Genomic DNA, 26,328 nt, shown 5'->3' on the forward strand with positions numbered 1-26,328 from the left:
AGAAGTTTTCCAAGTTTCCTTAGTAACTTCAACCACTTGCGCTTTCGATCTCTCGTTAGCGGGAGGCTAATTCTACAGCGTTACACGCTGCTGTCAACACCTCTTTTTCAACTTCTTTTGCGCTTCGATGACCTGAAGCAGCTGACCGTCAAAACTGCGTAACTCATTGTTTACCAAGGAGTTTTCCGTTTCGACTGCGCCGGAAGTGGGGCGAATTATAGACACCTGAGATCTGCCGTCAAGCACTGATTCTGGATTTCTATCAAAAGGGCTGATTTGCTGCTCAAACAGAGCAACACCGCCATTCAAAGCCCCCTCCTGACAACCGCTTCTATATAGAGAGAGGCAAGACAGCCCCCCTACGAAGCTTTGATGACCTCGCTAAAGCGACCCGCATTCAGAATTGACACTATATAGCTGAGTATTTTCCGATGCCCCTGCACCCCCTGGGATCGTGACGGTCGAGTCACGCCACAACGACCGAGGAATGCCACCCACAAAAAAGCCCCGCTTGCGCAACGCAAGCGGGGCTTTTTTACTCCCATCGCCATACTGCTTTCGCAGCAACATTTCAGCTAATCAGAGTAGGGGCTCAAGAGCCTGAATAATTTGGTGTCCCAGGGCAGGTTCGAACTGCCAACCTTCCCCTTAGGAGGGGGATGCTCTATCCAATTGAGCTACTGAGACACTGATCGCCACCGCTCTTGCGAAGGACGGCCTGCATGTTAACGGCCAGTTCCCCGTTTGTCATGTCGTACCCATCCTTTTTAAGCGTAGGCATTTTCGTCAGGAAATTCACGCCCATCGTGCAGATTGCACCAGGGCAAAAATCCCATTCTTGCAAAATGCAATGCCGGCATGCCTACCAATAGCGCTAACCTATTGATTTTATTGGGATAAAAGCCAATAAATCATTGGCATGCTGCCTGCTTTAACTGCTTTCATACACAAGCGGAGGCCAGCCTCATGAACAGCACTCTATTAGTAGCCAATGCAATCGCCCTGGCGATCGTACTGGGTGTTCATTTTGCGCCGGAGAATGACGAGGTCGCTGCCAACCAGCGAACGCCTCACTACCTTCAGCTGCAAAGGGCTCCTCAGCTTGCCGTCATGAACAACCCAACCCGCGCATCCGCACAGGACGCGAGTCAGGCGATGGCGGTCGCCATCACGCCATCTTCGGATCGCCTGGTATTTTGAATTTCTTCATCAGGAGCACAGCATGTCCAAATGGGCCACAGGATTTCTCGCCTTATGTCTAATGAGCGGCATGCTGCATGTGGCCCTGATCGAGGATACCCTTGTGACTGCGCCGCTGGTTGTGTGCGCAGTATCTGGCATCCTATTCCTGCTGGCGCTGATTGCCGGTCGCAAAATCAAGTTTGATCCCGTACTGCGCTAACGCCTGCGGATCGAATTGCACTCTGCAACAAGGGGCCTCAAAGGGCCCCTTGGCTTTTCGCCAGGCAGCTTCATCGTCGGCCAGCGACCGGACAAGGCAGACTCGACTGCCATCCATCCTGAATATCCCCTCCTCCACACGTCCTCCCTAGTAAATCGGCCAATTGCCACTACTCTCTAATAGAAGGCGCAATGAGGGCGCGCTTTGACACGAGCTTATGGTGTCTTCGGACATCATCCGCCAGGGAAGCAGGCAACCGGAGACGTGGGCCCGCCAAACTTACCAACCAGTCCGCATTTCTGATAATTGGTGCTGGCAGAAAGCCTTTATCCGGTTCAATATTTGTCACAGAATTGACGCCAACGAACTGGCAATCTTGAGGCATCATGCGGGCTTCTATCAATTCAGGTTGAACATTTGGCCCGAACGCTTGTCCTATCAGACATCCTGCGGCCAATCCCAAGAACCGCTCCCCTGAACTAACCGGTTAAATATATGCGCCCATTGAAACAGGCAATTTATTCCAGCCGTACGGCTGACAAGTTTGTCGTACGTCTGCCAGACGGAATGCGTGAACGCATTGCCGAAGTGGCTCGCAATCATCATCGCAGCATGAACTCCGAAATTATTGCACGCCTTGAGCAAAGCCTTATTCAGGAAGGTGCGCTGGGCGAAGAGCTGAGCATGCGCCTGGACAGCCCGGAGCTGTCACTGCACGAACGCGAACTGTTGCAACGCTTCCGCCAACTTTCTCATCGCCAGCAAAACGCGCTGGTTTCACTGATCGCCCATGACGCCGAGATGGCTGCAGACGCGTCCTGATTCAGCCGAATTCCCCAAGCCAGCTTAATTGCTGGCTTTTTTTTGCCTGAAATCCAGGCCTAAAAAAACCCGCCTGATGAGGGCGGGTTTTTTAGCTCTGCAGGTCAGAGCAGGAAGATAGTTGCCAGCCCCAGGAAGATGAAGAAACCACCGCTGTCGGTCATGGCAGTGATCATTACGCTGGCACCCATTGCCGGGTCTCGTCCCAGCCGGGCCAGCGTCATGGGGATCAGCACCCCCATCAATGCCGCAAGCAACAGGTTGAGCGTCATGGCTGCCGTCATCACCACCCCCAACGACCAGCTGCCGTAGAGCAGATAGGCAACGATGCCGATAACCCCACCCCAGACCAGCCCGTTGATCAGGCCTACCGCCAGCTCCTTGCGCATCAATCGCGAGGTATTGCCGGTGCTCACTTGGTCCAGGGCCATGGCCCGAACAATCATCGTGATGGTCTGGTTACCCGAGTTGCCACCAATACCCGCCACAATCGGCATCAATGCCGCCAGTGCTACCAGCTTCTCGATCGAGCCTTCGAACAGGCCGATGACCCGCGAGGCGATGAAGGCGGTGACCAGGTTCACTGCCAGCCAGGCCCAACGGTTACGCAGGGACTTCCAGACGGACGCGAAGATGTCTTCCTCTTCACGCAGACCCGCCATGTTGAGCACTTCGTTTTCGCTCTCTTCACGGATCAGGTCGACCATCTCATCGATCGTCAGACGACCTATCAACTTGCCGTTCTTGTCGACCACGGGTGCGGAGATCAAGTCATAACGCTCAAACGCCTGGGCCGCGTCGTAGGCATCTTCGTCCGGGTGAAAGCTCACCGGATCGCTGGCCATCACTTCCGCAACCTGCTTGTCGGGGTCGTTGACCAGCAGACGCTTGATCGGCAGGACACCCTTGAGCACGCCGTCGTAATCGACGACAAAAAGCTTGTCGGTATGACCCGGCAACTCTTTCAAGCGCCGCAGGTAGCGCAGGACCACTTCCAGACTGACATCCTCGCGGATCGTCACCATCTCGAAGTCCATCAGCGCGCCAACCTGCTCCTCGTCATAGGACAACGCGGAGCGCACGCGCTCACGCTGCTGACCATCGAGGGTTTCCATCAGCTCGTGCACGACGTCGCGCGGCAGTTCGGAGGCCAGGTCAGCCAGTTCGTCGGCGTCCATGTCCTTGGCTGCTGCCAGGAGCTCGTGATCGTCCATGTCGGCGATCAGGGTCTCACGGACCGAATCAGAGACTTCGAGCAGGATGTCGCCGTCGCGATCAGCCTTGACCAGCTTCCAAAGCGTCAGGCGGTCATCAAGCGGCAGCGCTTCGAGGATGTAGGCGACGTCGGCGGAGTGCAGGTCATCGAGCTTGCGTTGCAGCTCGACCAGGTTCTGCCGGTGAACCAGGTTTTCGACCCGTTCGTGGTGCGGCCCTTCCTGACGGTGCGTCAGGTCTTCGACCACACGTTGGCGCTGCAACAGCTCAACGACTTGAGCGAGGCGGTCTTGCAGGCTTTCTTGCGTTTTCTTTACTTCAACTTCAGACATAGGCGAGCTCCACTCCCAGCAGCGGGGCACGCCGGGAGGATCAATCAGTCAATTCATGATTGGACAATCGGGATTTCAAGTGACTCTTTAAGTAACTACTGGGTAAGTCCATGAAGGTATTCCACAAGCCCCGGCGGGGCTGACGGGCGCAATCATACACCGCCGGGGAGTTTTAAACGTTAAAAAATCGCGGCTGGAAACAAGCGCTTGCAAGACAAACCTGAGTGCCGCCCTGACCGTTTAATGTGCGACGACCCATGGCCAAGAGAAAACACAGTGTTTGAGGAAAATGTAGCGGCCACCCTCCTCTAGGACCGTCATGGAGAACGATTAATGCCATCGCTTGGCTATTATTTTTCCTGGCTGGATTTTTCTGCCTGCCAGGGCGCAGCAGCCACGACACTTCACCGCTGCGAAGCGAGGCCGCAGCGCGGTGGTGCAATTGGATGAGAGAAGGGGCATTGAGGAAGAAGGCAAATCCCAGACGGCAAAAAGCCCGCTTTAGAGGCGGGCTTTTTGGTGTTTGGTGCACTCGACAGGATTCGAACCTGTGACCGCTCGGTTCGTAGCCGAGTACTCTATCCAGCTGAGCTACGAGTGCATTTGTGTTTTTATACCAGATCACAACTGGTTGGAGCCAAGTTATTCGCATTGCTGCAAACAACTCTTAAATGGTGCACTCGACAGGATTCGAACCTGTGACCGCTCGGTTCGTAGCCGAGTACTCTATCCAGCTGAGCTACGAGTGCATTTGTTGCCGCGCATTATAGGCCGTCTAATCTCTATGTCAAACACTTTTTCTAGTAATTTCAACAACTTACCGAAAAAGCCAGATTACAACGTACTACGCAAATAATGGCGGAGAACGGGGGATTCGAACCCCCGACACCCTTTTGAGGTGTACTCCCTTAGCAGGGGAGCGCCTTCGGCCACTCGGCCAGCTCTCCGCAACACGGGGCGTATATTAACCAGCTTCTTCCCCGTTTGCAAACATAAAAAGCGATAAAAATTAATGGCTTGGTTCTTCGTCCTTCTCTTTCTTTATACGCAGGTAAATTTCCTCACGGTGGACCGCTACCTCTTTCGGGGCGTTGACACCGATACGCACTTGATTTCCTTTGACGCCGAGCACGGTCACGGTGATTTCGCCATCACCGATAATCAGGCTTTCTGCGCACCGACGAGTCAGAATCAGCATACCTTTCTCCTCACGCATTTCATTTCAGGGACAACAGTCTGCAAAAAAAAGGCACTCGACCTACCACCTGAAAAGGTCGCAGCCCTACATGCCTGAGTATTGACCAGCGCGAGCAAAAGAACAGCCTTGGGTCGCGCCTTTCAAAAAACAGCAGGCGCGGTCAGACCGCGCCTGTTGGCAAACGCATCACTCGCCTTGACGAGCCGGTGCGTCCAGTTCGAAAGCCGTGTGCAGAGCGCGCACAGCCAGTTCCAGGTACTTCTCTTCGATCACTACGGAGACTTTGATTTCCGAAGTCGAGATCATCTGGATGTTGATGCTTTCCTTGGCCAGGGATTCGAACATGCGGCTGGCTACGCCTGCGTGGGAGCGCATGCCGACGCCGACGATCGAGACCTTGGCGATCTTGATGTCGCCCACCACTTCACGGGCACCGATCTCGCGAGCGGTGTTCTCCAGCACGGTTTGTGCGGCCTGGAAGTCATTGCGGTGTACGGTGAAGGTGAAGTCGGTGGTGTTATCGTGCGCAACGTTCTGCACGATCATGTCGACTTCGATGTTCGCGGCACTGATCGGGCCCAGGATCTTGAACGCAACACCCGGGGTGTCTGGCACGCCACGGATGGTCAGCTTGGCTTCATCGCGATTGAAAGCGATGCCGGAAATGATCGGCTGTTCCATGGTTTCCTCTTCATCAATAGTAATGAGGGTGCCCGGACCCTCCTTGAAGCTGTGCAGTACGCGCAGCGGAACGTTGTACTTGCCGGCGAATTCCACCGCACGGATCTGCAACACCTTGGAACCGAGGCTGGCCATTTCCAGCATCTCTTCAAAGGTAATCTTGTCCAGGCGCTGAGCCACGGACACCACACGCGGGTCGGTGGTGTAGACGCCATCGACGTCGGTGTAGATCTGGCATTCGTCAGCCTTCAGGGCTGCCGCCAGGGCCACGCCGGTGGTGTCGGAGCCGCCACGACCCAGGGTGGTGATGTTGCCGTGCTCGTCGACGCCCTGGAAACCGGCGACAACGACTACGCGACCGGCCTTCAGGTCACCGCGAATCTTCTGGTCATCTATCTGCAAGATACGCGCTTTGTTGTGCGCGCTGTCCGTCAGGATCCGCACCTGGTTGCCGGTGTAGGACACCGCTGGCACGCCACGCTTGATCAGCGCCATGGCCAACAGTGCAATCGTCACCTGCTCGCCAGTGGAAACGATCACATCCAGCTCACGGGGAACCGGTTGGCCGTCGCCACTGATTTGCTTGGCCAGATCGATCAGACGGTTGGTCTCGCCGCTCATTGCAGACAGCACAACCACCAGGTCATCGCCGGCATCGCGGAATTTCTTAACCTTGTCGGCGACCTGCTCGATTCTCTCGACAGTGCCGACCGAGGTGCCTCCAAATTTCTGTACGATCAAAGCCATTTCAAAGCCGCCTCTGCCCATGAAGGGCGCCCAAATAATCACTCAAACAGCGCGCCGGCCCGCCACTAGACAACGGGCCGGACACCCTGCCTTATAAACCCTGCTCTACAAATGGAACAGTCAGGGCCAGGGCCGCATCCAGTGCGCCAGCGTCAGTACCACCGCCTTGCGCCATGTCTGGACGACCACCGCCCTTCCCGCCCACTGCTGCAGCGGCTTGCTTCATCAAATCACCGGCTTTGAGTTGGCCAGTCAGGTCTTTGGTTACGCCTGCAACCAGAACGACCTTTTCCTCATGGACACTGCCGAGCAGGATCACTGCGCGGCCGAGTTTGTTTTTCAGTTGATCGACCAGCGCCAGCAGCGCCTTGCCATCCTGGCCGTCCAGACGCACGGCCAGCACTTTCACACCCTTGACGTCCAGGGCGGAGGCCGACAGATCGTCGCCCGCCGCGCTGGCTGCCTTGGCCTGCAACTGCTCGAGTTGCTTTTCCAGCAGACGGTTGCGCTCCAGCACAGCCGACAGCTTGTCGATCAGGTTATCGCGGCTGCCCTTGACCAGGTTGGCCGCTTCCTTGAGTTGTTCTTCAGCAGCGTTCAGGTACGCCAGTGCGGCAGCGCCCGTGACCGCTTCGATGCGTCGCACACCGGAAGCCACACCGCCTTCGCTGATGATTTTCAGCAGGCCGATGTCGCCGGTGCGGTTGGCATGGATGCCGCCACACAGCTCGACGGAGAAAGCCCCGCCCATGCTCAGCACGCGCACGTTATCGCCGTACTTCTCGCCGAACAGCGCCATGGCGCCTTTCTGCTTGGCGGTTTCGATATCGGTTTCTTCGGTTTCAACTGCGGAGTTCTTGCGGATCTCGGCGTTGACGATGTCTTCCAGCGCTTTCAACTGCTCAGGCTTGATGGCTTCGAAGTGGCTGAAGTCAAAGCGCAGGCGCTGACTGTCGACCAGCGAACCCTTCTGCTGGACTTGCTCGCCCAGCACCTGGCGCAGGGCGGCGTGCAGCAAGTGCGTGGCCGAATGGTTCAGCGCCGTGGCGTGACGGACTTCGGCATCGACGTGAGTCTCTACCGGCGCGCCAATGGTCAGGCTGCCCGATGCCAGGACACCGTGATGCAGGAACGCACCGCCAGTCTTGGTGGTGTCGCGCACGTCGAAACGTGCCTCGCCCGCCTGGAGGAAACCGCAGTCGCCGATCTGGCCGCCAGATTCAGCGTAAAAAGGCGTCTGGTTGAGGACGACGACCGCCTCCTGACCTTCACTCAATACGTCGACCGACTGGCCGTCTTTATAGATGGCGACAATTTTTGCCGAACCGCTGGTGGCCTTGTAGCCGGTGAACTCGGTGGCTACGTCAACCTTGACCAGGGTGTTGTAGTCCAGACCGAACGAACTGGCGGAACGTGCACGGACGCGCTGGGCTTCCATTTCGCGCTCGAAGCCGGCTTCGTCAACGGTCAGGTTGCGTTCGCGAGCGATATCTGCGGTCAGGTCCATCGGGAAACCGTAGGTGTCGTACAGCTTGAACACCACATCGCCCGGCACCACGGTGCCTTTGAGTTCCAGCAGATCCTGCTCGAGAATCTTCAAACCGTGTTCCAGGGTCTTGGAGAACTGTTCTTCTTCGGCCTTGAGCACGCGCTCGATGTTGCCCTGCTGCTTCTTCAGTTCCGGGAACGCTTCGCCCATCTCGGCGACCAGCGCCGCGACGATCTTGTAGAAGAAGCTGCCGGTCGCGCCCAGCTTGTTACCGTGGCGGCAGGCACGACGAATGATGCGACGCAGCACATAGCCACGACCTTCGTTGGACGGCAGCACGCCATCGGCGATCAGGAAACCGCACGACCGAATGTGGTCGGAAACAACCTTGAGCGACGACTGATCGCCATTCTCGCAGCCGATGGCCTCAGCCGATGCCTTGAGCAGGTTCTTGAACAGGTCGATGTCATAGTTGGAATTGACGTGCTGCATCACCGCACTGATCCGCTCCAGGCCCATGCCGGTATCCACCGACGGTGCTGGCAACGGATGCAACACGCCATCGGCGGTGCGGTTGAACTGCATGAACACGTTATTCCAGATCTCGATGTAACGGTCGCCGTCTTCTTCAGGAGAGCCCGGTGGGCCGCCCCAGATGTGGTCGCCGTGATCGTAGAAAATCTCGGTGCAAGGGCCGCACGGGCCGGTATCGCCCATGGTCCAGAAGTTGTCGGACGCGTACGGCGCGCCTTTGTTGTCGCCGATACGGATCATGCGCTCGACCGGCACGCCGATTTCTTTGGTCCAGATGTCATACGCTTCGTCATCGGAGGCGTAGACAGTGACCCAAAGCTTTTCCTTTGGCAGCTTCAGCACGCCGGTCAGGAAGGTCCAGGCAAAGGTGATCGCGTCGTGCTTGAAATAGTCACCGAAGCTGAAGTTACCGAGCATTTCGAAGAACGTGTGGTGACGGGCGGTATAACCGACGTTTTCCAGGTCACTGTTCTTGCCACCGGCGCGCACGCACTTCTGGCTGCTGGTCGCACGGGTGTACGCACGTTTTTCCTGGCCCAGGAAGCAGTCCTTGAACTGGTTCATCCCCGCGTTAGTGAACAGCAGGGTTGGGTCGTTGCCCGGAATCAAAGAGCTGGAGGCTACACGGGTGTGGCCTTGCTCTTCGAAGAAGCGAAGGAAGGCTTCACGGATTTCTGCGCTTTTCATTAGGTTCTTCCACGGAGGCTGCGGCCAAAGGCCTGTTCGAAACGTCAACAGACGAAGCGACGGCAAAGGGCCGCATTATATCGGCCCTGCGCGCGGGGTACAGCGTGTTTATACGATAGAAACGGTCAATTGGACGGCTAACGCTGTCAGTTGCGTGAAAACTCGACGAATGCCGCGATCACCTGTTCGATCCCGGCGCGGTCGACGTCCATGTGCGTGACCATTCTAAGCCGCCCGGCAGCGCTGAGGCGGATACCGCGCTCAGCGGCAAAGGCCTTGAAGGCCTCGGCACGGTCGCCCATCTGCACATACACCATGTTGGTCTGTACGGGCTCGACGGCATAACCCGCCTTGACCAGCCCGTCGGCCAGCCACTGTGCGTTGGCATGGTCGTCGGCCAGGCGCTGAACGTTGTTGTCCAGAGCATACAGCCCCGCCGCCGCCAGCAGCCCGGCCTGGCGCATGCCACCGCCGACCATCTTGCGCAGTCGCCGCGCCTTGCCGATCAGCTCGACCGAGCCACACAGCACCGAACCGACCGGCGCGCCCAGGCCTTTGGACAGGCATACCGAAACCGAATCAAAATGCCGGGTGATCTCCTGGGCGTCCACCCCCAGCTTGACCGCAGCGTTGTACAGCCGCGCGCCATCCAGGTGCAGGGCAAGGCCGTGTTCACGGGTCAAAGCCCGGGCCCGCGCCAGGTATTCCAGGGGCAGGACTTTGCCCTGCATGGTGTTTTCCAGGGCCAGCAAGCGGGTGCGGGCGAAATGGAAGTCGTCCGGTTTGATCGCTGCGGCGACATCGGCCAGGTCCAGCGAGCCATCGGCTTGGACTTCCAGCGGTTGTGGCTGGATCGATCCCAGCACGGCCGCCCCGCCCCCTTCGTATTTGTAGGTGTGGGCCTGCTGGCCAACGATGTATTCGTCGCCGCGCTCACAATGCGCCAACAGCCCCAGCAGATTGCTCATGGTGCCGGTGGGGACGAACAGCGCGGCGGCAAAACCCAGGCGCCTGGCCAGCTCGGCTTCCAGTTGATTGACCGTCGGATCTTCGCCGTACACGTCGTCACCCGTCGCGGCGCGTGTCATCGCCTCGAGCATGGCGGCGGTCGGTTGGGTGACGGTGTCGCTGCGAAGATCGATAACGCTCATGAATCCGGCCTCGGTAAGCAGGGGAAATCCCTTTCAGACAGGGATTACTGCGGTCATGTGGACGAATAATCAACCCTAGTGTGGGAAAAAACACGAACCCTGCGGGAGCGGGCTTGTCCGCGATAGCCGACTGTCAGTCGATAGGGTCGAAGGCTGACACACCGCTATCGCGGGCAAGCCCGCTCCCACAGGGTTACGCGTCGACTTTGGCTATGCGCCACGCAAAAAATTGTGTTAAAAACGCTGCGCCGCCAACTTTTATGGCGGCAAACGTTCTCAGGGCGGGGTGCAACTCCCCACCGGCGGTAATTGCGCGCAACGCGCATAGCCCGCGAGCGCTTGGTGGCAGTCCCGGCTTCGGCGGTACTGGCGGCAAGGTCAGCAGACCCGGTGTGATCCCGGGGCCGACGGTCATAGTCCGGATGAAGAGAGAACGGGATTGGCGCCAAAGGGCCGTCCGCGGGCATTCGTGCGAGCGTGCGCACCCTTAAATCCCATTCGATTCATATGCCCTGTTTTTCACACAAACAGGAGTCAGAACATGCAACCCACCGCAATCGACAGCAAAAGCAAAAACCATCAGGGCGAGCGCGTCGCGTTCATCCAGGCCTGCTGGCACAAAGATATCGTCGACCAGAGCCGTAAAGGTTTCCTGGCCGAAATGATTGCCCAGGGTTACCAGGAATCAGACATCGACTTCTTCGAAGTGGGCGGCGCGTTTGAAATGCCCCTGCACGCCAAGTTGCTGGCCAAGACCGGCCGTTATGCCGGCATCGTCGCCGCAGCCCTGGTGGTGGACGGCGGTATCTACCGTCACGAGTTCGTCGCCCAATCGGTGGTCAGTGGTCTGATGCAGGTTCAACTGGAAACCGAAGTACCCGTGTTCTCGGTGTCGCTGACCCCGCACCACTTCCACGCGGGCGAGGAGCACCACAAGTTTTTCTTTGAGCACTTTGTGCACAAGGGCCAGGAAGCGGCGAAGACTTGTGCCGACACACTGCATAAGATCCGCGCGCTGCGTCGCGCTGAGCCGCGGGCGTTGGCCGTCTAAACACCGAACCCCGTAGGAGCTGACGAGTGCAACGAGGCTGCGATCTTTTGATCTGAAAAGAGCAAGATCAAAAGATCGCAGCCTTCGGCAGCTCCTACAGGGACCGTGTCAGGCCAGGTTTTCGTCGGTCGTCGGCACGATCAGGATACCGGCGCGCAGGCCGTTCTTGACCTTGGGGTTGGGGAAGATGATCCGGGCACCCTCCTCCTCGATGATCCAGCGGGTCTGGGCGATGTCTTCGGCCAGCAAGTAACCCACTTCCAATTCCGAGAAATTCTCGACGTCCGCGGGCAGGTTCAAGCGGAAGCTGTCGCTGTGCTTGATGATTTCCCGTGCCACGCTGAACAGCTGCAGGCCGTCCAAAGAGTCATCGGCCAGCTCGGGCTCCTTGCCTTCGATAATTTGCTTGAGACGTGTCTCCAGGCGATCGACATTGACCCCGTCGTTGTGCCCGAACGGTCGCGCCTTGCCCAACTCCAGGGTGAAAGACTCGGCGCCCAGCTTGTCGTAGGTGAACGAGCTGAACACGATCGACGGCTTGTTCTGCAGCAACACCGCCTCCATTCCCGCCGCGCGCAAACGCGCCAGCTCTTTGCGCGAATGCTGGCGACCTTCCTTCCAGGGGTACAGGGCGAACTGTTCGATCTTCGAGCCGCGAATGGCGGTGTGCAGGTCGTAGTGCAGGCGCTCGCGGTCGGGCAGGCTGAAAAAGCTCGCGGCCAAACGCTCCAGCTCACAGGCGCGCAGGGCTTCGCAACCGCTGCTTTGTTCGTGACGGCCGTTGAACAGCCGATTGACGTCCTGCTCGATAAAGCGCTCGCCCTTGCGAATCGCTTCCGGGTTGCCGAACAGGAACAGAATACGGGCGCGCGGCTTCAAGTCGCCGCGGGCGATGTCATGCAACAGGCGATCGAGCAGCTCGATCGGCGCTGTTTCGTTGCCATGGATACCGGCTGACAGCAGCAGGTCCAGGCCGTTGTCGCGAGCTTCGGGGGGCCGGACTTCCAGCGCCCCCTCGCTCAACCAGCGCATCCGCACGCCTTCGACAGTCAGTTGAGTCTTCTCCGCCGGTTCGCGGCCGGCGAGGGTCAGTTCAAGCAGTTTGCCGAGGGCGAGCATAGAGCGACTTCCTTAATGGTCGTGATTGCAATCCGGGCCGTGCACGTGTTCCTCGTCGTCGCCGAGGTCAGCCGGTTCCATTTCCAGTTGCAGACTTACCAGATTAGTCGCCAATGGGCGCAGCAGCAGGTTGGCGTATTCGGCGTCACCTTCTTCGACGTCCACACCGATCAGCAACTGGCCACGACCATCCTGCTGGATCCACAGCTCTTTGCCTTGCCACATGACCGCGACGCGGGTGCAGGACGTTTCCAGTTGCGTGCCGTCGGTGTCTTCAAGGATCAGCTGCAGGGTATCGCTCATGTTTTTTTACGCTCTCTAAAGGAGATGAAGCGGCGCATGCAGCGCCGACTTTCAATTGATCTGGAATGGATAAACCGCGCCCAGTTTAAGGATTTGCGTCAGTTCATCCAGTGCCGTCCGGCATTCAAGCAGCAATTGCGGGTCCGCAAGATCGCTCTCGGCCATGCGGTCGCGGTAGTGCTTGTCGACCCATTCGGTCAGCGAGCCGTACAACGGTGCCGTCATGATAACGCCTGGATTGACCGCCGCCAGTTCCGTTTCATTCAGCGCGACGCGCAACCTCAGGCAAGCAGGGCCACCGCCGTTTTGCATGCTTTGTTTCAAATCGAAGACTTTGACTTCACGGATCAGCCCGCCCGAACTGGTCAGGCCCTGCAGGTATTGCCATACCCGCTCATTGCCACGGCATTCTTCCGGCACGATCAACAACATCGAGCCGTCGGGACGGGTCAGCAACTGGCTGTTGAACAGGTAGGACCGAACGGCGTCTTCCACGGTGACCGCAGAACGCGGTACACAGATCGCCTGAAAATTCCCGCCTGCCTTGGCGAGCTTTCCGTGCAGCTCGGCGAGCATCTGTTCGGTGTCGAGGAACGCGTCCTCGTGATAGAACATCACCTCGCCGTTACCGACCGCGATCACGTCGTTATGGAACACGCCCTGATCGATCACCGAAGGGTTCTGCTGACCGTAGACCACCGCGTCGTCACTCAGACCGTGCAAGCGGGCGACCGCCTGGGAAGCCTCGAGGGTCTGGCGTGCCGGGTACTTCTGCGGAGCCGGGTAACGGGTGTCGAAGGCACTGCGGCCGAACACGAAAAACTCGACGCCGGCTTCGCCGTATTCACGGCAGAAACGCGTGTGGTTGGCCGCACCTTCATCGCCGAACTGCGCCACGGCCGGCAATGCGGCGTGGTGAGCGAAGTGCTGCTGATCAGCGAACATCGCCCCCAGTACGCGACTGGTGGTCGGGTGTTCGATGCTGCGGTGATATTTGCAGTTGAGGTTGGCGGCGGTGAAGTGCACTCGACCGTCGGCGGTGTCGGCGCTCGGGCTGACGGTGGCGGCGTTGGCCACCCACATGCTCGAGGCCGAGCAACTGGCGACCAGCAAGGGCATCGCGTCCTTGGCGGCGCGCTCAATCACTTGCGCATCGGTGCCGCCGAAGCCCAGGCGCCGCAGGGCTGCTACGTCCGGCCGTTCCTGAGGGGCGAGGACACCTTGCTGAAAGCCCATTTCCATCAGCGCTTTCATTTTCGCCAGGCCTTGCAGCGCAGCTTCCTTCGGGTTCGAACACTGCTGGCTGTTGCTCTGGGACGCGACGTTGCCGTAGGACAGGCCGCCGTAGTTATGGGTCGGCCCCACTAGACCGTCAAAATTGACTTCATAGGATTTCATCAGCGAGGCTCCACGAGAATTCTGTTGTTAGGCTTCAGTAACCGGATTTGAGACCGAGGCGTGGCCATCGCCAGCAGGCTGGCTCCCACAGGGATTACGTCGTACACACAGTGTGTAAACACCACCGAACCTGGGGGAGCCAGCCTGCTGGCGATTGGCATCACGCCATTTTCACGCCCGGCGTGAGGGCGGCAGGCAAGGTCAGGCTCGGCGTTTCCAGTGATGCCACCGGGTACGCGCAGTAATCCGCCGCGTAATAGGCGCTGGCACGATGGTTACCCGAGGCACCCACCCCGCCGAACGGCGCACTGCTGGCCGCACCGGTCAGCTGCTTGTTCCAGTTGACGATACCGGCCCGGCTTTCCAGCCAGAACTGCTGGTAACGCGCTTCGGAGTCCGAGAGCAAGCCGGCGGCAAGGCCGTATTCGGTGTCGTTGGCCTCGGCGATCGCCGCTTCGAAATCAGCGTAGCGAATCACTTGCAGCAACGGGCCGAACAGTTCTTCGTCAGGACGCTCGGCCACGGCCGTTACATCCAAAATGCCTGGGGTCAGCAAGGCAGCCTGAGCCTGTGGCTGGGTCATTTCCAGCAGCGCCATGGCGCCATTTGCCAGCAGATGCGCCTGGGCATCCATCAGGGACTTGGCCGCAGCCAGGGAAATCACCGAGCCCATGAACGGCGCCGGTTGCTGATCAAAAGCGCCCACTTCGATGGTCGAAGTCACCGCCACCAAGCGTGCCAGCAACGAGTCGCCCCAGGCGCCCTGGGGCACCAGCAGTCGGCGCGCGCAGGTGCAACGCTGACCGGCAGAAATGAATGCCGACTGGATGATGGTGTAGACCGCCGCATCCAGGTCAGCCACCTGGTCAACCACCAGTGGATTGTTACCGCCCATCTCCAGCGCCAGGATCTTGTCAGGCCGACCGGCAAATTGCTGATGCAGGTGATTACCGGTGCGGCTCGAACCGGTGAAGAACAGGCCGTCGATGCCAGGGTTCGCCGCCAGGGCAATCCCGGTTTCGCGAGCGCCCTGCAGCAGGTTCAACACGCCAGCCGGCAGGCCGGCTTCGATCCAGCATTTGACCGTCAGTTCGGCGACTTTCGGCGTCAGCTCGCTCGGCTTGAACAGCACGCTGTTACCCGCGAGCAAGGCTGGGACGATGTGGCCGTTGGGCAGGTGACCGGGGAAGTTGTAAGGCCCGAACACCGCGACCACGCCGTGTGGCTTGTGGCGCAGCACGGCAGTTGCGTCGCCCAGAGGGCTGCTCTTCTCACCGGTACGCTCACGATAGCTCTGAATCGAGATGGCAATCTTGTTGACCATGCTGGTCACTTCGGTCGCCGATTCCCACAGCGGTTTGCCGGTTTCTTCGCCGATGGTCCGTGCCAGCTCGTCAGCGTGATTTTTCAACGCGGCGGCGAAGGCCTCCAGCACACTGATGCGCTCGTCCAGGGTGCGCCGAGCCCAGCCCGGGAACGCCTGGCGCGCGGCTTGGACGGCGGATTCCACTTGGGCAGCGCTCGCGCCTTCACCGGACCAAAGCACTTGCTGGGTCACCGGGTTCAGCGACTGGAACGCTTCGCCCTGGCCAGACAGCCACTCACCTGCAATGTATAGCGAATTCATTATTTCGACTCCCGTGCAGCGGACAACGGAACGGCGCGCACCTGGTCGCCGGCGTTGAGTTGAAGGCGTTTGGCGGTCAGCGGGTCGACCACCAGGGTGCCGGCGGCGAAGCGTGCGGGAGCGGCAGTGATCCGGCAGTCCTCGCGCTTGCGGTTGTGAATCAGGAAAGGCGTGGCGTCGTCACCCGGGGTGCCGATGGCCAGCACCAGCGGCTGGCTGTCGCGCACCGCGCGGATCTTCGTGGTTTCGCACTCCACTGCCGGGCCTGCGTCGAAGATGTCGACGTAGCCCTGGTAGCTGAAACCTTCGCTCTTGAGCATGGCCAGTGCCGGCTCGGTGTCCGGATGAACCTGGCCGATGATGTTGCGCGCGTCCGGCGACAGGAAGCAGGTGTACAACGGAAATTTGGGCATCAGTTCGGCGATGAAGGCCTTGTTGCCAACGCCGGTCAGGTAGTCCGCCTGGCTGAATTCCATCTTGAAGAAATGCCGCCCCAGGCTTTCCCAGAACGGCGAGCGCCCGGCTTCGTCGGACATGCCGCGCATCTCGGCAATGATCTTGTTGCCAAACAGCTGCGGGAATTCGGCGATGAACAGCATCCGCGCCTTGGCCAGCATGCGTCCGTTGAGGCCGTTGCGGTAATCGGCATGCAGGAACAGCGAGCACAGCTCGGAGTTGCCGGTCAGGTCGTTGGCCAGGAACAGCGTCGGAATCTCGCGATAGATGTTCAGCTCTTGCGAAGCGCTGACCGTCAGGCCAACCCGGAAGTTGTACCAGGGCTCACGCAGGCCGACCGCGCCGGCGATGGCGGAAATGCCCACCACGCGACCGCTGTCATCTTCGAGCACGAACAGGTAGTCCGCATCGCCCCGCCCGGCTTCTCCGCGAAAGGTCTTCTCGGCCCAGCCGACCCGGTGGGCCAGCCGCTCTTCGTTGGCCGGCAAGGTGGTCAGGCCGGTGCCAGTGCTGCGGGCCAGCTCGATCAGAGCGGGTAAATCGCTGCTGCGTACGGGACGAACGATCATGCTATCTCCTCAGTCGGGCCGCTTGCGCCACCCGCGAAACTTCGCTGCTATCTAGGCAATTCTTTCCAGGCGCGGCAGCGGGGTTAAACCGCTACCAGGCGCACGCTGGCACCTTCACCGACACCCAGGGCCTCGGCTGTTTCCAGGTCCAGGGTCACGGGTTTGCCCGGCGCATAATCGAGCTCAAGCAATACGGCGCGGTAATCCTGCAACTGGGCATTGGCCACCAGGTACTGGCGCCCGACACCTTTGGCCGGCTCGCCGATTTTCACCGGTACCACACGGCTCTGGGCGATGGAGCGGATCCCCGAGACGCGCGCATGCAGGGTTGGGCCGCCGTCGAAAATATCGATGTAATGATCGGTCTCGAAGCCTTCGCGCATCAGGATGTCGAACGTGATCTGCGCCCGCGGGTGCACCTGGCCCATCGCCTCCTGGGCGGTGTCCGGCAGCAACGGCACGTAGATCGGGTAATGCGGCATCAGTTCAGCGAGGAAGGTGCGGCTTTTCAGCCCGCACAGGCGCTCGGCTTCGGCATAGTTGAGGTCGAAGAAGTTACGCCCGATGGCATCCCAGAATGGCGAGTCGCCGTTCTCGTCGCTATAGCCGACGATCTCGGTTACCACGGAATCGGCAAAACGCTCCGGATGGCTGGCCACGAACAACAGGCGACCACGGGAGTTAAGCTCGGCCCAGGGCGAACCCACCAACTCACGCTGCACGTAGAAGCTGGTGAGCAAGCTGTTGCCGGTCAGGTCGTGGCACTGGGACAACACGTGAATCTTGTTATGAATCTTCAGCTCGCGGGAAGCGTGCACGAAGGTTTCATTGCGAAAGCTGTAGAAGGGTTCCGAATAACCGGCCGAGGCCACGATGGCCGAACAGCCGACCAGCTTGCCGGTGGCGGTGTCTTCGAGGACGAAGAAATAGGTTTCCTCGCCGTTGAAGCTCACTTCGGCGGCAAACGACGCTTCGCTCGCAGCAATCTTGTCGCTCAGGCGTTCAACGTCATCCGGCAAGGAAGTGACACCAATCGGGCTGTCCGCAGCCAGACGCTGTACCTCGCCCAGATCAGCCATTTGCGCGGGGCGCATCACCAGCATGGTGTCACTCCTTAATCTCAGAACTTACAAAAGAAAAAATCCCGGGCCATCCCTGAAACAACTCAGAGTCAACTGTGGGAGCCAGCCTGCTGGCGATAGCGTCCTGTCAGGCAACAATGATGTTGGCTGTCAGGCCCTCATCGCCAGCAGGCTGGCTCCCACAGTTTGATTCGGTCCGGCATAAAAATTGGGATCGACGCCTGAACGCTCAGGCGCCGAAGGTCTATCAGGCTTGCGTCAACTTCGCCGCAGCGCGTTCGAAACGATCCAGGCCGGCATCGATATCGGCATCTTCAACCACCAGGCTCGGGGCGAAACGAATCACGTCCGGGCCCGCCTGCAGAATCATCAGGCCTTCTTTCTCGGCAGCGTTGAAGATGTCCTTGGCCTTGCCTTTCCAGGCGTCATTCAGCACGCAGCCAATCAGCAGCCCCAAGCCACGCACCTGGGTGAACAGGCCGTACTTCTCGCCGATCTGCTCAAGGCGCGCCTTGAACTTGTCGTGCTTGGCATTCACGCCAGCCAGCACTTCAGGGGTGTTGATCACGTCGATCACCGCTTCGGCGACCGCACAGGCCAGCGGGTTGCCGCCGTAGGTGGTGCCGTGGGTGCCGACCACCAGGTGCTTGGCCAGCGCTTCGGTCGTCAGCATCGCCGCGATCGGGAAACCGCCGCCCAGGCTCTTGGCGCTGGTCAGGATGTCCGGCGTCACGCCGTAATGCTGGTAGGCGAACAGCTTGCCGCTGCGGCCCATGCCGGTTTGCACTTCGTCGAACACCAGCAGCGCGTCGTGCTCGTTGCACAGCTCGCGGGCGCCTTGCAGGTAAGCCAGTTCGGCCGGCAGCACGCCGCCCTCGCCCTGGATCGGCTCCAGCACCACTGCACAAGTCTTGTCAGACACCGCCGCTTTCAAAGCGGCCAGGTCGTTGTAAGGCACGTGGGTGATACCGGTGATCTTCGGACCAAAGCCATCGGAATACTTGGACTGGCCACCGACGTTGACGGTGAACAGGGTGCGGCCGTGGAAGCTGTTCAGCGCCGCGATAATTTCGTACTTCTCGCTACCAAAACGATCAAACGCGACGCGACGCGCCAGCTTGAACGCGGCCTCGTTGGCCTCGGCACCGGAGTTGCAGAAGAACACGCGCTCGGCAAAGGTGGCGTCGATCAGTTTATGCGCCAGGCGCAGGGCCGGCTCGTTGGTGAACACGTTGGACACGTGCCATAGCTTGTTCGCCTGCTCTGTCAGGGCACCGACCAGCGCTGGATGAGCGTGGCCCAATACGTTAACGGCAATCCCGCCAGCAAAGTCGATCAACTCGCGGCCGGACTGGTCCCACACGCGGGAACCGGCGCCACGCACCGGAATGAATGCGGCAGGCGCATAGTTGGGAACCATTACCTGGTCAAAATCGGCGCGTTCTACCGCAGCGTGCTCAACGGACATCGGAGTCTCCTGAAGAGGAACACCCGCCTGGAACTGGCGAGCGATGGGGGGATTGTAGGGAGAGTTTTCGCCCTGGCCTTGCCGCCAAGCGACAACTTCTTATAGCGCAAACCCCGGTTTCAACCGGGTTTACGGCAATGCGACATATAGCTTCGCAAAGGCGCAGTTTAAACTGTCGAGCGTGCTTATAGGCAGTACTGCGCAAACCGATGCTCTGTAGGAGCTGCCGCAGGCTGCGATCTTTTGATTGTGATTTTTCAAGATCAAAAGATCGCAGCCTGCGGCAGCTCCTACAGGGGATAGTGACCGATCAACGGGCGCTGGAGCTAGCCGCGCTCGGAAGGCACCGACGACAATTCGAACGGGCTGCTGCTGCGCCGCTGGTTGCGATCTTCCCGTGGCGTGGCACCGAAGAAGTTGCGGTAGGCGCTGGAGAAATGCGGCCCCGAGGAGAAACCGCAGGACAGGCCGATCTGAATGATCGACTTGCTGGTCTGCATCAGCATCTGCCGGGCCTTGTTAAGCCGCAGTTCCAGGTAGTACTGGCTGGGCACGCGATTGAGGTATTGCTTGAAGATGCGCTCCAGCTGCCGACGGGACACGCACACATGCTGGGCGATTTCGTCGGTGGTTAGCGGCTCTTCGATGTTGGCCTCCATCAGCAACACGGCCTGGGTCAGCTTCGGATGGCTGGAGCCCAGGCGGTTCTGCAGCGGAATGCGCTGGCGCTCACCGCCTTCGCGAATACGCTCGACCACCAGTTCCTCGGAAACCGCACCGGCCAGTTCCGCACCGTGATCACGGGCCAATACCGCCAGCAGCAGGTCGAGTACCGAGAGGCCGCCGCACGCGGTGAGGCGATCGCGATCCCAGTCGAACAGATGACTGGTGGCGATGACTTTCGGGAAGCGCTCGGCGAAATCGTCCTGCCAGCGCCAGTGCACGGCGGCCCGATAACCGTCGAGCAAACCCAACTGCGCCAACGGGTACACACCGGCAGACAGGCCACCAATGACACAACCGGCGCGCACCAATTGTTTCAACGAACTGCTGAGGGCCGGCGCGAGGGTGGTCGGCGGCTCGTCAGCGAGCAGAAACAGTTTCTGGAAGTTTTCCAGCTTGCCGGCCCAAGGCTCGCCCGGCAATTGCCAGGCGCCTTCGGTCGGCGGTTCGGCCTGCAGGAACGACAGCTCGTAGACAACGTCCGGATGCACACGCTGGGCAACACGCAAGGCCTCCTCAGCCAGCGCAAGCGTCAGTGCTTTAGTGCTGGGCCAAATCAGGAAACCAATTCGATGGGCAGTCATGGAGGGCAGTCCGAAACGAAAACAGTGATGAAGGCATGGGCCAATGCTAGCCCGAAAATGAACGCAAATCTTGAAACCGACACCGATCAACTATGGGGGGCCGGCCGGCTCGCGCCCGCCCCTACACCGATGATCTGTAGGAGCTGTCGAGTGAAACGAGGCGGCGATCTTTTGATTTGAACAATCAAGATCAAAAGATCGCAGCCTTCGGCAGCTCCTACAGGGGGATCGCGGCCAGCTTCAGGCTGCGAAGCATGCACCATCCAGGTGCACAACGGCAGTCCTGATTACTTCAGGCTACCCGAGAGGAATTGTTGCAGGCGCTCGGACTGTGGGTTGACCAGTACTTCGCGCGGATTGCCGCTTTCTTCAACGATGCCCTTGTGCAGGAACACCAACTGGTTCGACACCTCGCGGGCGAAGCCCATTTCGTGGGTCACCACCACCATGGTCCGGCCTTCCAGCGCCAGGGCCTGCATGACTTTGAGCACGTCGCCCACCAGTTCCGGGTCGAGGGCCGAAGTCGGTTCGTCGAACAGCATCACTTCCGGCTCCATCGCCAGCGCACGGGCAATCGCAACGCGCTGTTGTTCGCCGCCGGACATGTGGCCTGGGTAGGCGTCCTTGCGATGGGCCACGCCCACCTTGTTCAGGTAGTGCTCGGCCTTCTCGCGGGCTTCAGCCTTGGACATGCCCAGCACGTGCACGGGCGCTTCCATGATGTTTTCCAGCGCAGTCATGTGCGACCACAGGTTGAAATGCTGGAACACCATCGACAGGCGCGAACGCATGCGCTGCAGCTGCTTCGGATCGGCGGCTTTCATGGCGCCGTCCTTGTTCGCCACCAACTTGAGCTCTTCGTTGTTGAGCAGGATACGGCCCGCGTGCGGCTGCTCGAGCAGGTTGATGCAACGCAGGAAAGTACTTTTGCCGGAGCCACTGGAGCCGATGATGCTGATCACATCGCCAGCCGCCGCTTTCAGGGACACACCCTTGAGCACTTCGTGACTGCCATAGCGTTTATGCAGGTCTTGGACTTCAAGTTTGTACATGCGGTCGGTTCTCACAAAAACAGTCAGTCAGTCGTTGAGCAAGCGCCCGTGACGCAGCGCTTCGCGCCCCGCCACCTTGGCCAGCCAGAAACCGGGTTGGGCATAACGCAGCCGTTCAATGGCAAACAGCACCCCGGACGTACCAGCACACACCGTGCTGACCCGATCCGCCAGCGGATCGATCACTTCGAAAATCTCGTCACCGGCCTCGACCCACTCGCCGGGCTTGCGCAAAAAGCTGATCACCCCCGGGTGCGGCGCGAACAGCAATTCAGTGCCTTCGAACGGCATGCCTTCGCAGGCATCCCGGCCAGCCTTGGGCCACTCACCGCTGATCAGGCCCTGCTCGGCCAGGAACGCGAGGATGCCTTCGGCATACGCTTGCGCTTCCCCGCGACCGGTATCAGCCTGACCACCAAGCTCGATGGTCGTCGCCAGGCACGCCAATGGAATCGGCGCCTCGGGAAACAGCCGCGACAGGCGCAACCACGGGAGCGAGCAGGCCTCGTCGAAGGAACTGCCGCCGGAATCCTCCGCCAGCAAACCCACCTTCACATCCAGGTGCGCGGCGAGCGAACGCCACTGAGGCCAGTGTTGCGGCAGTGCGTACATGTGCAACGCCGCTTCCGCATCGCAATGCAGGTCCAGCACCACATCGGCGGTGCAGGCATGGCTGAGCAGCACGCGCTGCATGCCTTGCAGCTGGCTCGAAGCCGGGGGCAATGCGTCGAGCGCATCGCTCATGGCCTGGCGAATCAGCTGAGTGTTGGCGTGGGCATCATCGCCCAGGCGGCCTTGCACAGCAGCGGCCACCGGCGCACTCAACTCGACGAAATCGCGGTTGAAATTCTTGCCGCTGCCGGCCTCGAAGCGCCCTTGATGACTGCCCTGAAGCAACTGCCCAAGCCCCAGTGGGTTAGCCACCGGCACCAGTTCAATCACGCCGTTGAGCAAGCCTTGGGCTTCGAGTTCAGTCAGACGCTTTTTCAGTTCCCAAGCCGTGCGCATACCCGGCAGTTCGTCGGCGTGCAGGCTGGCCTGGATGTATGCCTTGCGCTCACCTCTACCGAAGCGGAACACCGAAATCTGGCGTTCGCAGCCCAGGTGACTCCACGGCAATGGGTGGTCGATGCGTTCCATATCAATGCTTCCGCGGGGCCAGATAGCCCAGCCAGCGGCGCTCGGCCATTTTGAACAGGCGCACCAGGATGAACGTCAGGCACAGGTAGAACACGCCGGCGGTGATGTACGCCTCGAACGGCAGGTAATACTGGGCGTTCACGGTACGCGCGGCACCGGTGATGTCGATCAGGGTCACGATGGAGGCCAGGCTGGTGGTCTGCAGCATCATGATCACTTCGTTGCTGTACTGCGGCAACGCCCGGCGCAAGGCCGACGGCAGCAGGATGCGCTTGTACATCTTGTAGCGCGACATGCCCATGGCCTTGGCCGCTTCGATCTCGCCGTTCGGCGTGGCGCGCAGGCTGCCGGCGATGATTTCTGCGGTGTAGGCGCTGGTGTTGATCGCAAACGCCAGGCACGCACAGAAGGTGGCACTGGACAGCCACGGCCACAGGAAGCTTTCGCGTACGGCCTCGAACTGCGCCAGGCCGTAGTAGATCAGGAACAGCTGCACCAGCATCGGCGTGCCGCGGATCACGTAGGTGTAGAGCCAGGCGCTCATGTTCACCACCGCGTTCTTCGAGACGCGCATCAGGCCCAGGGGCAGCGCACACAGCAGGCCGAAAAACAGCGACAGGCCAAGCAGTTTCAGGGTGGTCAGCAGGCCGCCGAGGTACAGCGGCAAGGCCTCCCAGATGACGTTGTAGTCGAAGATCATAGATCAGCCGCCCTTACGCCTACCGAGTAGCGCTTCTCAAGTTGACGCAGTATCAGCAACGAGACGCTGGTGATCACCAGGTACATTGCCGCCACTGCGAGGAAGAAGGTGAAAGGCTCGCGGGTGGCATCTGCCGCCTGCTTGGCCTTGAACATCATGTCTTGCAGACCCACCACCGAAATCAGCGCGGTGGCCTTGGTCAGTACCAGCCAGTTGTTGGTGAACCCCGGAATCGCCAGGCGAATCATCTGCGGGACCAACACCCGGAAGAACACCTGAAAACTGCTCATGCCGTACGCCATGCCCGCCTCTGCCTGACCCTTGGGGATCGCCATGAAGGCGCCACGGAAGGTTTCCGACAGGTACGCACCGAAGATGAAGCCCAGGGTGCCGATACCGGCCGCCAACGGGTTCAGGTCGATGTAGTCGTCATAACCGAGCATCGGTGCCACGCGGTTGAGCAGGTCCTGGCCGCCGTAGAAAATCAGCAGGATCAGTACCAGGTCGGGAATACCGCGGATCACCGTGGAATACAGATCGCCCAGCCACGCAAGCCAGCGCACCGGCGACAGACGCAATGCAACGCCGATCAGCCCCAGAACGATGGCCAGGGCCATGGAAGACAAGGCGAGCTGAAGCGTCAGCCATGCGCCATCGAGGATGACAGCCCCGTAGCCTTTCAACATGATTCAGGTCCTCGAAAGTTGGGATGAAAAAATGGCGCAAACCTCAGAGATCCTGTTGCTTGCGCCATTTCGGACTTGTCGCCGGGACGTTGTTACTTGCCGTAGATATCGAAGGCGAAGTATTTGTCCTGGATTTGCTTGTACTTGCCATTGTCGCGGATGGCCGTGATCGCGGCGTTGATCTTGTCTTTCAACGCGTCACCCTTGCGCACTGCGATACCGACGCCGTCACCGAAGTATTTAACGTCAGTGAAAGCCGGGCCCACGAACGCAAAACCTTTGCCGGCGTCGGTTTTCAGGAAACCGTCGTCCAGCAGGGTGGCGTCAGCCACGGTACCGTCGAGACGGCCAGCGGCCACGTCGAGGTAGATTTCGTTCTGCGAACCGTACGGCTTGATCTCGGCACCCAGCGGGGCCAGCACTTCACGGGCGAAACGCTCGTGGATCGAACCACGTTGCACGCCGATGTTCTTGCCCTTGAGCTCGGTCAGGCCGTCGCTGACCTGAGTGCCGGCCTTCATGACCAGGCGCGCAGGGGTGTTGTAGTACTTGTTGGTGAAGTCCACGGACTTCTTGCGGTCTTCGGTGATCGACATGGACGACAGGATCGCGTCGATCTTGCGCACCTTGAGTGCCGGGATCAGGCCGTCGAACTCTTGCTCGACCCACACGCATTTGACCTTCATCTCTTCGCACAGGGCGTTGCCGATGTCGTAGTCAAAACCGACGATGCTGCCATCCGGCGACTTGGAGGCGAACGGAGGATAAGCCGCTTCGATACCGATCTTCACCGGCTTTTCGTCAGCGAAGGTAGGCAGCGACAGCACGGACAGTGCCAGGGCGCCAAGCAGCACGAGTTTCTTCATCTTGGTACTCCATCGGTATAGGGCTAAAAGGCAGAGTGAGCGACAGCCCAACATGCGAGTGAGTAAAACCGGAAAGCGATTGCTGCGTCCTACGTAACACGCGTTGTTTTCAACGCACGCAACGACGAGCGAGTGATCGGCATTCTAACGACAGGCCCGAAGCCGATATTTCTTCAATGCGACAACAAATTACAGAAGCACCGAGAATGCCGTTTTGGCACGTTGACAGCCCTGCAATTTCATGCAAGAGCAAAAGAAAGTTAACCGATCTATGCTGCAAATTGCGGGCCTATTATTGGCAAAGCCTTCTAATCCGGCAAGCGTAGCGTGGGGACTTATTTTTTAGACAGGCTGCAGACGCCCAAGGATGGGGCTTTGCGTTTCCCTATGCCCCGGATCGGGGCGGGCGGTTACACATTTAGTTACTTGAACGATAGCCGGTAACAGTGGGAAAAGGATGACAGGGGATGCCGATAATTATTGGCTGATGTTCGTTTAGCGTCTGACTGATCGCCATCGCTAGCAGGCTAGCTCCCACAGGGGGACATGCGCTGGACTCAGATTTTGAATCCACTGGAGATCCTTGTGGGAGCTAGCCTGCTAGCGATGAGGCCCGAACAGCCCCCACAAAAACCCCAGACAAAAAAAACCCATCCGGCACAACACCGGATGGGGTTTTACTGACTCAGAGAAGGCGGTTAAGCCACATTCATCGTCTTGTGCGTATCAATCAAATGCTGCACCACACCCGGATCCGCCAGGGTCGAAATATCCCCCAACCCATCGTACTCAGCGGTCGCAATCTTGCGCAGAATCCGCCGCATGATCTTGCCCGAACGCGTCTTCGGCAGCCCCGGCGCCCACTGGATCACATCCGGTGAAGCAATCGGCCCGATCTCTTTACGCACCCAGTTCTTCAGCTCCAGGCGCAGCTGCTCGCTCGGCTCTTCACCGCCGATCAGGGTCACATACACATAAATGCCCTGGCCCTTGATGTCGTGCGGCACACCCACCACGGCCGCCTCGGCGACTTTCGGGTGAGCAACCATCGCGCTCTCGATCTCGGCGGTACCCATGCGGTGGCCGGACACGTTCAGCACGTCATCCACGCGACCGGTAATCCAGTAGTAACCATCCTCGTCACGACGGGCACCGTCACCGGTGAAGTACATGCCACGGAAGGTCTTGAAGTAGGTGTCGACAAAACGGTCATGGTCGCCATACAGCGTGCGCGCCTGGCCTGGCC

At 59.6% G+C, this 26,328-nt stretch carries 24 protein-coding genes, 4 tRNA genes and 1 riboswitch; of the genes, 4 read left to right on the forward strand and 24 right to left on the reverse strand.

What is annotated here, in order from left to right; all coding sequences use genetic code 11:
• Positions 1 to 93: 93 nt before the first annotated feature.
• The gene (locus tag UB23_RS00560) at positions 94 to 309 is read right to left on the reverse strand and encodes a hypothetical protein (RefSeq protein ID WP_045057439.1); all 216 of its coding nucleotides are present in this window, start codon (positions 307 to 309) and stop codon (positions 94 to 96) included.
• Positions 310 to 610: 301 nt separating this feature from the next.
• Positions 611 to 687 (reverse strand) — tRNA-Arg (locus UB23_RS00565).
• Between the two features lie 279 nt (positions 688 to 966).
• Between UB23_RS00565 and UB23_RS00570 the strand changes: the two genes are divergently transcribed.
• From UB23_RS00570 to UB23_RS00580, 3 genes are all read left to right on the forward strand, one after another.
• A complete protein-coding gene (locus tag UB23_RS00570; RefSeq protein WP_045057440.1) occupies positions 967 to 1,200 on the forward strand; it encodes a hypothetical protein in 234 nt (77 codons plus the stop codon).
• Positions 1,201 to 1,222: 22 nt separating this feature from the next.
• Entirely contained in the window at positions 1,223 to 1,402 is a 180-nt protein-coding gene (locus UB23_RS00575; RefSeq protein ID WP_045057441.1) for a PA3371 family protein, read from the forward strand.
• Between the two features lie 495 nt (positions 1,403 to 1,897).
• Positions 1,898 to 2,224, forward strand: coding sequence for an Arc family DNA-binding protein (locus UB23_RS00580; protein WP_003178899.1), 327 nt, complete (start codon positions 1,898 to 1,900; stop codon positions 2,222 to 2,224).
• Between the two features lie 104 nt (positions 2,225 to 2,328).
• Here the strand turns inward: UB23_RS00580 and mgtE are convergent, their stop codons facing one another.
• The 8 genes from mgtE to ltaE all read right to left on the reverse strand — a co-directional run bounded on the left by mgtE (position 2,329) and on the right by ltaE (position 10,258).
• On the reverse strand, positions 2,329 to 3,771 hold the full coding sequence (gene mgtE / locus UB23_RS00585; protein ID WP_045057442.1) for a magnesium transporter: 1,443 nt from the start codon (positions 3,769 to 3,771) through the stop codon (positions 2,329 to 2,331).
• 524 nt (positions 3,772 to 4,295) lie between these two features.
• A tRNA-Arg gene (locus UB23_RS00590) sits at positions 4,296 to 4,372 on the reverse strand.
• A gap of 71 nt (positions 4,373 to 4,443) precedes the next feature.
• Positions 4,444 to 4,520 (reverse strand) — tRNA-Arg (locus UB23_RS00595).
• A gap of 107 nt (positions 4,521 to 4,627) precedes the next feature.
• Positions 4,628 to 4,718: transfer RNA gene (locus UB23_RS00600), tRNA-Ser, on the reverse strand.
• A gap of 62 nt (positions 4,719 to 4,780) precedes the next feature.
• Positions 4,781 to 4,969 carry a carbon storage regulator CsrA gene (gene csrA, locus UB23_RS00605; RefSeq protein WP_002554426.1) on the reverse strand — a complete coding sequence of 63 codons (189 nt, stop codon included), beginning with the start codon at positions 4,967 to 4,969 and terminating at the stop codon, positions 4,781 to 4,783.
• 186 nt (positions 4,970 to 5,155) lie between these two features.
• The gene (locus UB23_RS00610) at positions 5,156 to 6,397 is read right to left on the reverse strand and encodes an aspartate kinase (RefSeq protein ID WP_031319071.1); all 1,242 of its coding nucleotides are present in this window, start codon (positions 6,395 to 6,397) and stop codon (positions 5,156 to 5,158) included.
• A gap of 91 nt (positions 6,398 to 6,488) precedes the next feature.
• Positions 6,489 to 9,107 carry an alanine--tRNA ligase gene (gene alaS / locus UB23_RS00615; RefSeq protein WP_045057443.1) on the reverse strand — a complete coding sequence of 873 codons (2,619 nt, stop codon included), beginning with the start codon at positions 9,105 to 9,107 and terminating at the stop codon, positions 6,489 to 6,491.
• A 146-nt stretch (positions 9,108 to 9,253) separates the two neighbouring features.
• Positions 9,254 to 10,258, reverse strand: coding sequence for a low-specificity L-threonine aldolase (gene ltaE, locus UB23_RS00620; RefSeq protein WP_045057444.1), 1,005 nt, complete (start codon positions 10,256 to 10,258; stop codon positions 9,254 to 9,256).
• Positions 10,259 to 10,526: 268 nt separating this feature from the next.
• Positions 10,527 to 10,697, forward strand: a riboswitch (FMN riboswitch).
• Between the two features lie 102 nt (positions 10,698 to 10,799).
• Between ltaE and UB23_RS00625 the strand changes: the two genes are divergently transcribed.
• A complete protein-coding gene (locus UB23_RS00625; protein ID WP_045057445.1) occupies positions 10,800 to 11,309 on the forward strand; it encodes a 6,7-dimethyl-8-ribityllumazine synthase in 510 nt (169 codons plus the stop codon).
• Between the two features lie 108 nt (positions 11,310 to 11,417).
• Here the strand turns inward: UB23_RS00625 and astE are convergent, their stop codons facing one another.
• The 14 genes from astE to UB23_RS00695 all read right to left on the reverse strand — a co-directional run.
• Positions 11,418 to 12,428: a succinylglutamate desuccinylase gene (gene astE, locus UB23_RS00630; protein WP_045057446.1), complete on the reverse strand. Its 1,011-nt coding sequence runs from the start codon at positions 12,426 to 12,428 to the stop codon at positions 11,418 to 11,420.
• Between the two features lie 12 nt (positions 12,429 to 12,440).
• Positions 12,441 to 12,731, reverse strand: coding sequence for a hypothetical protein (locus UB23_RS00635; protein WP_045057447.1), 291 nt, complete (start codon positions 12,729 to 12,731; stop codon positions 12,441 to 12,443).
• Between the two features lie 51 nt (positions 12,732 to 12,782).
• Positions 12,783 to 14,129 carry an N-succinylarginine dihydrolase gene (astB, locus tag UB23_RS00640; RefSeq protein WP_045057448.1) on the reverse strand — a complete coding sequence of 449 codons (1,347 nt, stop codon included), beginning with the start codon at positions 14,127 to 14,129 and terminating at the stop codon, positions 12,783 to 12,785.
• Between the two features lie 160 nt (positions 14,130 to 14,289).
• Positions 14,290 to 15,759, reverse strand: coding sequence for a succinylglutamate-semialdehyde dehydrogenase (gene astD / locus UB23_RS00645; protein WP_177328519.1), 1,470 nt, complete (start codon positions 15,757 to 15,759; stop codon positions 14,290 to 14,292).
• Positions 15,756 to 16,781 (reverse strand): arginine N-succinyltransferase, encoded by a 1,026-nt coding sequence (gene astA / locus UB23_RS00650; protein WP_045057450.1) that lies wholly within the window; start codon positions 16,779 to 16,781, stop codon positions 15,756 to 15,758. Before astA ends, astD begins: the two co-directional genes overlap by 4 nt.
• Before the next feature lie 83 nt (positions 16,782 to 16,864).
• The gene (gene aruF, locus UB23_RS00655) at positions 16,865 to 17,884 is read right to left on the reverse strand and encodes an arginine/ornithine succinyltransferase subunit alpha (RefSeq protein WP_045057451.1); all 1,020 of its coding nucleotides are present in this window, start codon (positions 17,882 to 17,884) and stop codon (positions 16,865 to 16,867) included.
• A 226-nt stretch (positions 17,885 to 18,110) separates the two neighbouring features.
• Entirely contained in the window at positions 18,111 to 19,331 is a 1,221-nt protein-coding gene (locus UB23_RS00660; RefSeq protein ID WP_045057452.1) for an aspartate aminotransferase family protein, read from the reverse strand.
• 326 nt (positions 19,332 to 19,657) lie between these two features.
• Positions 19,658 to 20,638 carry a GlxA family transcriptional regulator gene (locus UB23_RS00665; RefSeq protein ID WP_010457247.1) on the reverse strand — a complete coding sequence of 327 codons (981 nt, stop codon included), beginning with the start codon at positions 20,636 to 20,638 and terminating at the stop codon, positions 19,658 to 19,660.
• Positions 20,639 to 20,925: 287 nt separating this feature from the next.
• On the reverse strand, positions 20,926 to 21,690 hold the full coding sequence (locus tag UB23_RS00670; protein WP_045057453.1) for an ABC transporter ATP-binding protein: 765 nt from the start codon (positions 21,688 to 21,690) through the stop codon (positions 20,926 to 20,928).
• A gap of 27 nt (positions 21,691 to 21,717) precedes the next feature.
• Positions 21,718 to 22,830, reverse strand: coding sequence for a M14 family metallopeptidase (locus UB23_RS00675; protein WP_045057454.1), 1,113 nt, complete (start codon positions 22,828 to 22,830; stop codon positions 21,718 to 21,720).
• A 1-nt stretch (position 22,831) separates the two neighbouring features.
• Positions 22,832 to 23,530 carry an ABC transporter permease gene (locus tag UB23_RS00680; protein WP_045057455.1) on the reverse strand — a complete coding sequence of 233 codons (699 nt, stop codon included), beginning with the start codon at positions 23,528 to 23,530 and terminating at the stop codon, positions 22,832 to 22,834.
• On the reverse strand, positions 23,527 to 24,216 hold the full coding sequence (locus UB23_RS00685; RefSeq protein ID WP_045057456.1) for an ABC transporter permease: 690 nt from the start codon (positions 24,214 to 24,216) through the stop codon (positions 23,527 to 23,529). The genes UB23_RS00680 and UB23_RS00685 overlap by 4 nt, the downstream gene beginning before the upstream one ends.
• A 92-nt stretch (positions 24,217 to 24,308) precedes the next feature.
• Entirely contained in the window at positions 24,309 to 25,082 is a 774-nt protein-coding gene (locus tag UB23_RS00690) for an ABC transporter substrate-binding protein (RefSeq protein WP_045057457.1), read from the reverse strand.
• A 698-nt stretch (positions 25,083 to 25,780) separates the two neighbouring features.
• Positions 25,781 to 26,328: AMP-binding enzyme (locus tag UB23_RS00695; protein WP_045057458.1), on the reverse strand; the 548-nt coding region annotated here is incomplete at its 5' end.

This window comes from Pseudomonas sp. ES3-33 (assembly GCF_000952175.1).
In the GTDB taxonomy this organism is placed as follows: Bacteria; Pseudomonadota; Gammaproteobacteria; order Pseudomonadales; family Pseudomonadaceae; genus Aquipseudomonas; species Aquipseudomonas gregormendelii.